The sequence below is a fragment of the Methanosphaera sp. BMS genome, assembly GCF_003268005.1.
Taxonomy (GTDB): Archaea; Methanobacteriota; Methanobacteria; order Methanobacteriales; family Methanobacteriaceae; genus Methanosphaera.
In genome coordinates this window covers 2569500-2581329 of record NZ_CP014213.1, presented here as the reverse complement: position 1 = coordinate 2581329, position 11830 = coordinate 2569500, and the positions used below count along the sequence as shown (strand labels likewise).

Below are 11830 nucleotides of genomic sequence, written 5' to 3'. Positions count from 1 at the left end.
TAATAATTAGTTATGTTTTTAATAAGTTATAAAAATAAGTGAAAATTACAGATAATAAATTAAAAATATGCAATGTCAAATGAATGAAAAAAGAGATTTAAAATGAATTATCAGGATATTGATTAATTTAGTATGTTATTTAAAAAAAATATGGGTAAAAAGGGGAATTATATGAGATTATTCTTCTTAAGTAGTTTGCTGGCAGGATCCATACCCTGAGCTCCCAATAATAGGATTACATCATTTTCATCTGCAATATCGAAAACATTTAATAATGAATCCTCCAGGTTATCAAATAACGTGTATTCAATGTGATTTTCATCCAGTATAGTAGTGAATACTTCCAGTTCGGAGTCGATTACAGTATTTAATTCATTTACGACATCACGACTGCATGTTAGAAGTAATGTATAGTCTTCCTCGTTTTGTAATGATTCAACCAGTGCCTCAGCTATCTCTTTGTTTATGTCATCCCCACGGCTTCCCCTTATAGCATCCACTACAAATAGCCTATCGCCTAACTTTGCACCGTTTTCAATCGTTAACTTTATGCCTGACGGATTATGTGCAAAGTCATCAATAACAACTGGGTTGTCCCTTAGTTTAATGAATCTTCGGGATAATGCCTTGTAGTTTCTTAATGATTCAACCACTTTTTCCCTGTCTAAGTTCTTATATACACATACTGCTATTGCAGCCATTATATCCTGTATAAAATGCTTTGAAGTAAACGGCAAGTCCTCATACTTAATGTAGAGTTGATTATTTGCATAGATGGCATCATTTTCCTTATAACATATATCCAGAGAAGAGTCTGTGGAAAATTCACCGAAATACATTACCTTTATGTTATCATGATTCTTCACTATTTTATCCATTTTACGGATATTTTCATCATCATAATTGAGTACAAGTAAAGAATCCTTTTGATTGTTAAGTAATGCACGTGCTGCTCCGCCGATTTCATTCAATAAGTCATCAAATGATTCCACCAAATTCATATGATCCGCCGATGCATTGGTTATGATGGACACGTCAGTATTTAATGCACTTATCATTTGATAGGCGTGATCTTTCATAATTCTGTCATCCCATCCCTGCACTTCAGATACTTCAAGAGATATTGCTTCAATCAAAGCGTTGGAAGCATGAAACTCTGCCAATTCTACCGCTACACGTGGATCTATCAGGGTGTTTCCCTCAGATTCCGCATCAGTATTGGTGTATGTATTAAAACCCAAATCCTTAAAAATAGTATAAAGTAGGTGAGAGGTGGTTGATTTACCGTTTGTACCTGTTACGGCCATTTTAAATGCACCGGGTGCATATTCTTCAACGGCCATACTGATGGCATATGCTGTTGCCAATTCAATCTTTTGAGTGACTATTAATGCCATGTGTAATCTTTCTGCCGTTTCTATTGCATCATCCTGTGGATTTTGTGTTATTACACAGGAAACATTTTTATCATTGGCAATTTGGATTCCCTTAGCATTAATCCAATGACGTATAACCATGTCATTACGGGATGCTTTATTTAAAAATGTAAATAATCCATTCAAATCGGTATCTTCACCGTATAATTTACCTTCAATGATTTTGGTTAATTCTGAAGCTTTAATACTATTTTTCAAATTTCTCACCTAAATTAGAATACTCCAAATATGAATAAAGCAACAATTGATACTACAAGTGTTATAGCCCAATATAATAATATGATTTTCTGTTCACTCATTCCATGATAGTTTAATGTATGATGCAACGGTTCAACAGGCAGTGTTATAATATGTGCCCTGTGCATTAGACTGATTATAACCGATATTATCGGTACTGCCAGTGCTATTATTGAGAATATTAATGTATTTCCAAGTAATGCGGCTACCATATATCCAGTCCCTAATGCAAATGAACCGGTATCTCCCATGAATATCTTTGCAGGGTAATGGTTTAGAACCAAAAATCCTACACATGCACCGGATAGTACTACAAATGGTAATGAAGCAACTGCTCCCGTAGTCATGCTTGCAAAGAATGCTGAAGCAAGGGATGCTATTGCTATGATACCTGCAGCAAGTCCATCCATACCGTCAATGAGGTTTACTGCATTAATAGAACCAATTACAGCAAGTATTGCCAGTGGAATCATCAAGATACCTATCTCTATTCCCATGATGTTACTTTGCAGTACTCCCGGAATAACTATGAAACATGCGACAACAAACTGAATGATTATTTTTTCTGTTTCCGTTGTTTCACTTTTTATCGGTATTTCATCAACTACTTTTAGTTTATGTTCTTTTTCTACTATTTGAGCATAATCCTCTTTAGCTTTTGGAGAAGCTATTCTTGCCTCTTCACCCGGAGCAAGTGTCAATAGACCAATTTTGACTGGCGTGTCACCATCGTTTAAGACCACCTTCTGATATTCTTTGACTTTAAAACCTAAAAGGTCATCAAACATTCCAAAGAATCCTGCAGCCACCATTATAAGTACTGTTATTATAAGATAACTATTTGATGGCTGGTTGAATAAGAAAAGTGCCATTAGGATAACACCCAAGAGAATTCCAAATCCTCCCATTGTTGGTGTTCCACTTTTCTGTCTATGTTCTGATACTATTGGATTATCACGAATGTCCGCTGCTATCAATTCACGGCGTACGAATGCCGTGAATAATGCCGTGACTATGAGTGTGATAATAAATATTATTACATCCACTTGACCTAACATAATTTTAACCCCCTAAAAGTTAAAAGATTATTTATAATAATATTATTTCTATTTTTTTAAATTAAAATAGATAATGTTTTTTTTAGACTAATTTTGTCATATTTCAGCAATAGTAAATTGTTAGCGGAATACATATTTTCTTAAATTTTTATAAATGGGTGAGTTAATATGAATCCTTTTGGTGTATGTGACAATGAATAATTAAACACACAACAATTATCCAAAAAAATAATAGTTTTTAACTTATTATGTCAAAAAATCAATAATCCTTGGTGCAAGACTTTTAAAAATAATAAAATCAAGATAAAAATGAAAAGGGAGAGGATTATTCATTGAAAGATTAGTTTAAGCTTTCGATTAATTGTTCTAAATGTTTAATATACATCATTCTAATGTCTTTTGACTGGGCCAATCCCTCTATTACGCATTCAACTTCATATCCGTTTGATTCAAACATGGATTTCCATGAATCTTCTTCATCACCGGCCATATCGTTTTGAGCATGATCTCCTGCTACTACCATTAAAGGTTTTAAAATAATTTTTTTGTATTCTCCTTTGTTAATCATTGCCAAAACATCATCAAAGGTAGGTTCCGCTTCAACTGTTCCAATGTAATAATTTTTATAATTTCTAGAGGTTAACTTACTTTGTAACGTTGTGTATATTACGTTTGAATCGGCTGGAGTTCCATGGCCCATGAAACAAACGGCAGTGTCATCATCATACTCTGTAGCCGTAATGCAATCGATTAGGTCATCATAATCCACATCATATTTAACTAGTGGTTCACCCAGTACTAGCGTATCGAATTTATCTTGGTAATTATCCAAATGATCTTTAATTTTATAATGGTATTCTGTTCCGTCCATCATATGTGTTGGCTGAACAATGAGTGTTTTAACTCCATCATTTACTGCTCTTTCCAAAGCTTCCTTAACGTTATCGATTTCTAGGTTGTCTCGTTTTTTCAATTTGTTTATTATCATTTGACTTGTAAATGCTCGTCTGATTTCATAATCCTGGAAGTGATCTTTTATATCATTTTCAATTGCACCAATTGTGAGGTCACGGTTATTATTATATGAAGTTCCAAAACTTACGACTAAAATTACTTTATCGGCCATATTATCATTTCCTATATTTTATAGTTAATTATCGTTTTCAACAAAATTTTTTTTATATATAATATAAATAAGCAATTGTTATACACATTAATTATTTTTAAACAATTTATTAAAATTATATTGAAAACTTTTATAAACTATTTGATGTTATATTTTTGAAAATATTTAAATTTTGTTTTTTGAAAACGAGACATATGAATATATCAAGGGGATTATAAGTAATCCATTATAATGTCCAGCATTTTTTCAATACTTCCAAGTATTGATTTGATTTCTGCTTTTGTTATATTATCAACGTGTATGCCTGCTTTTATAACGATTGTCCTGTCTGTCAGAGCAGATAATTTCTTTGCTATTGGTAGAACAATATCATCCTCGCGGTGATTTTTGATTGTATTTATAGTATAGGAGTTGTTGGATATTACTCCAACGCATCCTATATGTTCTTTTCCACCGGCTATAATGACATCCATATCATCCCCCACCTTTGTTATTTTTAGGTGTATGGATGTTCTGGGAGTGGAAATTTCATACTCATCCATTTTAAACTCCCCTTATTTTGCTAGTGGCATCCATATCCACTTTGCCATCTTCATTGATTTTAACACCATAATCATTTAAAGCAGATTCACGTGATATTATTCCATCAATGTAATCTTCATGTACCCTTTTAACATCACGTTTATATGGATTTCCATAACCTCCACCGCCGGCGGAATGTATGTATACTATGTCTCCGTCAGAGATTTTTCTAGGATACTCCTTGGACTCGGTTTGAATCCACTCGCCGTCCTGTCTTACAAGAGGCACTTGAAGCGAACCGGTACTTCCACCATTCAATCCATATGGTGCAATTTTAACCCCGTCACCGTACATTACTATTTCACAGCCGTCATCATAATTCTGGAAGGCATACTTTATACCTGCCCCTCCACGATATTCACCGGCACCTGCAGTGTCACATTCCATTTCATGAACCAACGTTATATGAGGATACTGTACCTCATTTGACTCGATGTTCGGAGTTTTTACTCCACCATAATTGGACATCGGTGACATGTATGGCTTACCGTCAATTCCTTTCATTGCACCACCTGAAGCCAGTGAACAGAATGTAAAACCGATGTAATATCGTCCATTACGCGGATCTGTTCCATAGAATGACGGTCCAAGATATGTACCATAACCTGCAGGCAATCTATCAGGGATTGCCTTGTTAAATGCCATGAATATGGTACCGATTATTTCACTGGCGGGAATAAGTGTTGATAACGTCATGGGAGCCCCTTCATGTGGATTGACAAGTGACCCCTTTGGAAGAACCACATCAATAACATTAAAAGCCCCACCATTACGTGCAATATCAGAACCTAAAAACCATAATGATGCAATACCCGATGCTGCAGTAGCCGTGACTACGGATGTATTTACAAAACCCTTTACCTGCTTATTAGTTCCGGTAAAATCAATTGTCAAATTATCCCCCTTAACTTTAACTGTTACCTGTATTTTAATGGGTTCCTCCTGGAATCCATCATCATCAATGTAATTTACTGCAGTATACTCCCCGTCGGGTACTTCAAGTATTCTTTTTTTGGTCAATTCCTGTGCCAGATATAAGTTATCCCCAACTGCTTTTTTAACGACGTCCGTTCCATACTCATCAATCATGGAAGTTAACCTTTTCTTTGCTATTTTATTGGAACCCATCTGTGCAAGAAGATCACTTCTAATCATTGATGGATTACGAGTATTAAGGATAATTAAGCTCATTATATCCTCTATAATTTGATTGTTTTGTATTATTCTTGTTGGATGTATCCTTATTCCTTCCTGGAATATCTCGGTTGCCTTAGGATTATAACTACCGGCAGTTGAACCACCAATATCACCATGATGAGCTCTGCTTACACAGAAAAACATCAGTTCATCATCATAAAATATTGGGGTGATAATTCCTATATCAGGCAGGTGATTTCCACCACAATAGGGATCATTTAAGATAAATCCATCACCATCATGGATATCATCCCCATATTTTTCTATTACTTTTTTTACGCTGAATGAACCTGCTGTAGCCAGTATTGGTATTCCCTCCAATTGTGATACTAAATCCCCATTAGAATCACATATACAACATGCAAAGTCACATGCTTCTGCAAATATTGGCGAATGAGCAGAATGTTCAAGGGATATTCCCATTTCCTCGGTAATATTATCCAACCTATTGGCAATTACTGTACGGTTAATTATGTCATCCGTTGTCATCATAAAACACCTTCCTACTTATTTTTCATAATACTTAACAATCCATCATCCATAATTTTTGAAGTAAAACCTTCCGGTATCAATACGCTGGTATAATCAAATTCCACCAATGCAGGACCGGCAATTTCCTCACTTAAATCACATTCATGATATACAGTTACCTGTGAATCCTCTTTAGTGTTGACAATCTTACTTGATAGATTGATTTTGTAGCTATCCCTTTTGTTAGCATCAAATTCAAACAATTCATTATCCACATTCTCTTCATAACTTTCAAGCCTTAAGTTCATTATTTCCCAGTCATTTTCCTTCTGAGAATATTGGTAAATGTCATTATGCGTATCATGGAATAGTTTGTCTATTTCATTGACTGATTCTGCTTCAAATTGAAGCTTATTTAACATTATGCTAATTTCATGATGCTGGCCGATATATCGCATCTCCAGTATCAGTTCATGTTTTCTGTTATCCTCTGAAACGTTCAACTTATCCAATTCAATATTGGCCTCTTTAAGCATTTTATCTACCTGTTTGTTTAATCGTGCATGATCCCATGCACTTTTTTCCATAAAAAAACTTTGAGTGCCATCATATCTACGCTTAGCTCCCAGCATTCCCCAACTACAGAATACCGGTGCCTGCACTGGAATGATAACCTCATCCATATTTAATGTGTCCATTATATTGCATGCAAATAATCCGAATGCCCCTCCACTGGTTACCAGTGAATACTGCCTTGGATCATTACCCCTTTTGGTCGTTACAAGTCTTAATGCATCTGCCATCAATTGACTTGCAACCATATAAATAAGTACCGCAGCATCAATAACGGATATGTCCAGCGGTTTTGCAACCTTTTCTTCTATGGCCTTTATTGCCTTATCTTTGGATAGCGTTAATCTTCCTCCGAGGAAGTTATTTTCATTTATTAAATTAAGTACAAGTAATGCATCAGTGATTGTTGGCTCATCCCCTCCTAAGTTATAACAGGCAGGCCCCGGAACTGATGAGGCGGATTCCGGTCCAACATGAACTCTTTTTGATTCATCCACCCTCACAATACTTCCTCCACCGGCTCCTATGGATTTGATGTCCATCATAGGAAGTGTGATGGGATATGATCCTATTCTGGACTCCGGAACCAATTGCGTCTTGTTGTTATCGATTATATGTAAGTCGAAACTTGTTCCACCCATATCCGCCAGTATCATATGTTTTTTATCCAGAATTTTACTTAGATTTTCATTTCCTACACCGCCACCGGCCGGCCCTGATAGTAATGACTTTGCAGCTATTTTTTTCATGGTGGCAACATCTGATAATCCTCCACTGTTCATCATTATATGTATCGGTTTTGTCCATCCATATCTTGCCAGTTCACTTTTAAGTCTGTCGAAGTATGTGGATATTATTGGAGTTATTGATGCATTGATAACCGTTGTACTTGTCCTTTCATATTCCCGTATCTGTGGTGATATATCGCTTGACAATGATACGAAGACATCCGGTAGTTCCTCATTGATTATTTCCCGTACATTCTGTTCATGCGATGGATTCATGAATGAAAACAAGAAACATACCGCTATGGATTTGATGTTGTTTTTTCTACAGATTCTACAAGCTGCCCTTACACTATCCTCATCTAACTTTGTGATAACATCCCCCCTGTAATTCACACGTTCAGTTATTGGAAGTCTTAATCTTCTCGGTACAAGTACGGGAGGTGTTATTGCCCTTATGTCCCATTGATTATCTAGCCTTGAACGTCTTAGCTCCAATGCATCCCTGAATCCTTCCGTTGTAAAGAGTGCCGTTTTAACACCTTTCTTCTCAAGAAGTGCATTTAATGCCAGTGTTGTTCCATGACTTATCTTATTGGTGTTTTCAAGCAACGTCCCTAAATCACATCCCCAACTGTCTGCAAGTTGTTTTAATCCTTCAATTATTCCCTGTGTTGGATTTTCGTGATTTGTAGGATTTTTTATGAAAATTTTCTTTTCTTCATCATCATTTAATGACCCGATGGATGTATAATCGGTGAATGTTCCACCGGTATCTATTGCAATATCTAACATGATAATTACCCCTATTGATTTTAGATTATTTTGTATATTTATGCAATCTTTTAACTGCTTTTTCTACATCATGATTCATTTCTATTTTAGGTGAAAAGCCTTCAAGCGGTTTTGTTGCATCTATTCCCATTTTGGCTGTACGGCTTAATTCATCAGTTGACGGATCAAGCGTTTCACCCATTCCCATACTCTGTGGTACTATGAAAATGTCACGGTCTGCCTGAAGTCTTGTAGCCATAGCCCATAGAACTTCCTGTTCATTGAATACGTCAACATCCTCATCCACTACGACCGCCATCTTAAGGTTATGATCAACGGCAAATGCCGCGAATATTGCCTGAGCTGCCTGGCCCTCGGCAATCTTCTTCATTGAAATGAAACAATGAAATATTCCACAGCCGGATAATGGTGAATGTACTGCCTTAACGTTAGGCAAGGTATTTCTTAATGCATTCAACAAATCCCCCTCTCGTTGGATTGCAACGACTGTTATATGTTCACTACTATAACCTGGCGTCAAATCATGGAATATTGGATTTTGTCTGTAGTGAATAGCCTTTACATTAAAGACGTTTTCAGTACTTCTGTGACATGCATAATTGGTAAATTCAGCAAAGGGTCCTTCCTTTTCCCTGACATTTGCAAGTATTTCCCCCTCTATTACAAACTCTGCATAGGCAGGTACCTGAATATCTATTTCCGTACAGTCGGCAATCTCCAAGGACTCACCGAATAGGCCTGCTATTGAAGCAAACTTACCCTTATCATAGGGGATGGCTGCCTGGGAACCCAGGGATATGTTTGGATGCACACCTATTACAATAGCCGCCTCCAGGTTTTCACCCTTTTCTTCGCTTCTGCGGAAGTACTCCCATAACCTTTGCCTGGAGTGTAGGCTTATACCAAGTTTATTTTTACCCTTTAGTTGCATTCTATGAAATCCTACCGTTTCAGCACCACTTTCAGGATCCTTTGCTATTACATGCCCACTTGTAAGGTATGCTCCCGCATCTATTGGAAAATGTGTTATTATAGGCAGTTTGTATAAATCAACATCACCACCATACATGGAGTTTGCCATGAATGGCGGGTTTTCAATTAGTGTATGTTCCTCTATCCTATTTTTAACACGCTTTGCATATTCTTCTGCCACATGTTTTCCATCAACTCCCATTGCATCACCAAAACGATCTCTTGTTCCGAGAGTGTTTGTTATAACTGGTATGTCACTGCCTTCAACATTATCAAATTGCATTATAGGATACCTATGTTCTTTTTCCAAGTCCATCATCAGCGTACTGATTTCATATTCCTTTTTGACCTCATCAGGTACGTGTCTTATTTCACCATCATCTTCCCACTTTTTAAGTAGGTCTCTCCAATCTTGCTTTGACACTTTATCACATCACTTAATCAATTGCTTTTCTAATGAAAATTTTTACAAACAAATATTTTATCAAAAAATATGAATAAAATACTTTAAAAATCTACCAAATTTTAATTTAAATAATTATTTCGTTTTATATTATCTTATAATGAATTTAATATATAACATTTACATCAAGATTACTTAAATAAAGAGCATATGAATAAAGAAAATCTGATAATCAAAAAATATGAATTTTAACAATGTTTTTTCAATTATTTTTAAACCAAGATATATTAAGTACATAATGGGTTAAATATCTACTGAAAACACCAATGTTTTTACTTAAAAAAAATCTATAATCAATAATTTAAAAAATAGTTGATTTTAATCTAATAAAATAAATTAAAATTTAACGGTGAAAAAAATGTATTCAATAGAGGAAAAGTATATAATTACCGCTGGAAGTCTTGCAACAATTATAGTTGCATTCCTATTAAATGCTGCACCAGTAGCATTGCCATCAATTGCCAAGGCATTTGCAATGAATAATGTATTGCAAAACTGGGTTGACACGATATACCTGTTGTCAATAGCAGTACTGAGCATTCCATGCGGTAAGATATGTCAAAAATATGGTTTAAAAAAGGTATTGAAGTTTGGAATTATAATCTTCTTTATAGGAACACTTGGAACGGGATTATCACAGGATGCATATATGCTACTTGCATTTAGAGTAGTTCTTGGAATAGCATCTGCCATATTAAACGTTGCATCCATAGCATTAATTGTCGAATCCATGAGTGATGATAAAAAAGGACCTGCAATAGGTATTGCCGTGGCAACAGTCTATATAGGAATTGCACTTGCACCGATACTCGGTGGAAGTCTGATATTTAACTATGGATGGCAAAGCCTGTTTTTTGCAACATTACCTGTTATCATAATTAACTATTATCTTATAAGCAAGATTAAAGGAGAATGGATCCATGAGGATGAATATAACTTTGACATGACAGGTACCATTCTATACTCAATGGGAATAATATTGTTTATCTATGGATTTACTGGAATATTGGAGTTGACAGGTCAAGTCATTACACTTGTTGGAATAATTCTGCTGATATGCTTTGGATATTGGGAACTGAAAAGCAAAAATCCGATATTTGAGATGAGACTGTTTAAAAATCTACGCTTTGCATCAGCCAACCTTGCATGTCTGTTCAGCTACTTTGCAACATTCATGACAACCTACGTCTATAACTATCACATGCAGTACATCATGGGTATGGATTCCCAGATAGCCGGAATGTACCTTATTATCACACCACTTATAATGGTAGTGATGAGTGTCATATCAGGTTGGATGATTAAGAAGATTAGAGGGGAGATTCTGACAGGCTGTGGTTTATTAATCTTGTGTGTTGCATTTATACTCATGTGCTTCCTATCACGCAGCACGCCGTTATACGTACTGTTAATAGCCATGACATTACATGGTATAGGCTATGGATTATTTTCATCACCCAATACCGTGCTTATTACCACAACGGTACCTGAAGAGGAATCATCAAAGGCATCAGCATCCCTTTCAGCCACAAGACTGATAGGACAGACCGTAAGTCTCGGAATATTTACAACAGTATTTGCAATCGTAATGGGCAATGTAGCAATAGTACCAGAGTACTATGATTTACTCCTAAATAGTTGTAATACAATAATGATACTTGCAGTCGCATTCGTATTTATTGGTGCGGTTATATCGTTTATCGGATTGAAGGAGAGCATATAACACACACTTTCTTATTATTTTTTTTTAAAAAATGAATCATATGGGAAATTAATATTGAAAAAAGCATATCCCTGAATGAATATCCACGAAGCGACTAATTTAAATAAGTTATCCAGATTAATAATAGCATATCCCAATCACCAACCATAATCATCAACCAGCATGAATTTTTTATTATTGATTAAAAATGTTTTTATCAGAAAATAAGCAATCTAAAGAATTTTAAAAAATTAATCATCAACCAAAAAAATAAGTTAATCCTCAACTGATAACTACATGATTTGAAGTCATATTACAAAGATACCCTAGTCAGATAAGTTAGAGAGGTTGCTCTCTCTTGCTCCCTTCAGAACAGTACGCGTACCTTTCAATACATACGGCTCAAGTAAATTAGTTATCCAAAGTAAAATACTGGCATGTTATATCCGATTTTATATATCAAATACGTATATTATATACCATTTTATATAAT

The 11830-nt window shown here is 35.4% G+C and carries 8 protein-coding genes; 1 reads left to right on the top strand and 7 read right to left on the bottom strand.

Going from position 1 to position 11830, the window contains the following annotated elements:
* Positions 1-167: 167 nt before the first annotated feature.
* From AW729_RS09830 to AW729_RS09800, 7 genes are all read right to left on the bottom strand, one after another.
* Positions 168-1634 carry a Mur ligase family protein gene (locus AW729_RS09830; protein ID WP_112124948.1) on the bottom strand — a complete coding sequence of 489 codons (1467 nt, stop codon included), beginning with the start codon at positions 1632-1634 and terminating at the stop codon, positions 168-170.
* A 14-nt stretch (positions 1635-1648) separates the two neighbouring features.
* Entirely contained in the window at positions 1649-2731 is a 1083-nt protein-coding gene (locus AW729_RS09825) for a glycosyltransferase family 4 protein (RefSeq protein WP_112124947.1), read from the bottom strand.
* Between the two features lie 340 nt (positions 2732-3071).
* The gene (locus AW729_RS09820; RefSeq protein ID WP_112124946.1) at positions 3072-3857 is read right to left on the bottom strand and encodes a sirohydrochlorin cobaltochelatase; all 786 of its coding nucleotides are present in this window, start codon (positions 3855-3857) and stop codon (positions 3072-3074) included.
* A gap of 212 nt (positions 3858-4069) precedes the next feature.
* Positions 4070-4399 carry a hypothetical protein gene (locus AW729_RS09815; protein ID WP_112124945.1) on the bottom strand — a complete coding sequence of 110 codons (330 nt, stop codon included), beginning with the start codon at positions 4397-4399 and terminating at the stop codon, positions 4070-4072.
* A gap of 1 nt (position 4400) precedes the next feature.
* On the bottom strand, positions 4401-6125 hold the full coding sequence (locus tag AW729_RS09810; protein WP_112124944.1) for a hydantoinase B/oxoprolinase family protein: 1725 nt from the start codon (positions 6123-6125) through the stop codon (positions 4401-4403).
* Positions 6126-6139: 14 nt separating this feature from the next.
* A complete protein-coding gene (locus AW729_RS09805) occupies positions 6140-8200 on the bottom strand; it encodes a hydantoinase/oxoprolinase family protein (RefSeq protein ID WP_112124943.1) in 2061 nt (686 codons plus the stop codon).
* A gap of 25 nt (positions 8201-8225) precedes the next feature.
* Positions 8226-9596 (bottom strand): UbiD family decarboxylase, encoded by a 1371-nt coding sequence (locus tag AW729_RS09800; protein WP_112124942.1) that lies wholly within the window; start codon positions 9594-9596, stop codon positions 8226-8228.
* Positions 9597-9993: 397 nt separating this feature from the next.
* Between AW729_RS09800 and AW729_RS09795 the strand changes: the two genes are divergently transcribed.
* Positions 9994-11358 (top strand): MFS transporter, encoded by a 1365-nt coding sequence (locus tag AW729_RS09795; protein WP_112124941.1) that lies wholly within the window; start codon positions 9994-9996, stop codon positions 11356-11358.
* The last annotated feature ends 472 nt before the right edge of the window (positions 11359-11830 follow it).

Excerpts from the sequence above, each read along its gene's own strand:
- AW729_RS09825 (WP_112124947.1), bottom strand. The coding sequence starts at position 2,731 with ATGTTAGGTCAAGTGGATGTAATAATATTTATTATCACACTCATAGTC.
- AW729_RS09820 (WP_112124946.1), bottom strand. The coding sequence starts at position 3,857 with ATGGCCGATAAAGTAATTTTAGTCGTAAGTTTTGGAACTTCATATAAT.
- AW729_RS09815 (WP_112124945.1), bottom strand. The coding sequence starts at position 4,399 with ATGGATGAGTATGAAATTTCCACTCCCAGAACATCCATACACCTAAAA.
- AW729_RS09810 (WP_112124944.1), bottom strand. The coding sequence starts at position 6,125 with ATGACAACGGATGACATAATTAACCGTACAGTAATTGCCAATAGGTTG.
- AW729_RS09805 (WP_112124943.1), bottom strand. The coding sequence starts at position 8,200 with ATGTTAGATATTGCAATAGATACCGGTGGAACATTCACCGATTATACA.
- AW729_RS09795 (WP_112124941.1), top strand. The coding sequence starts at position 9,994 with ATGTATTCAATAGAGGAAAAGTATATAATTACCGCTGGAAGTCTTGCA.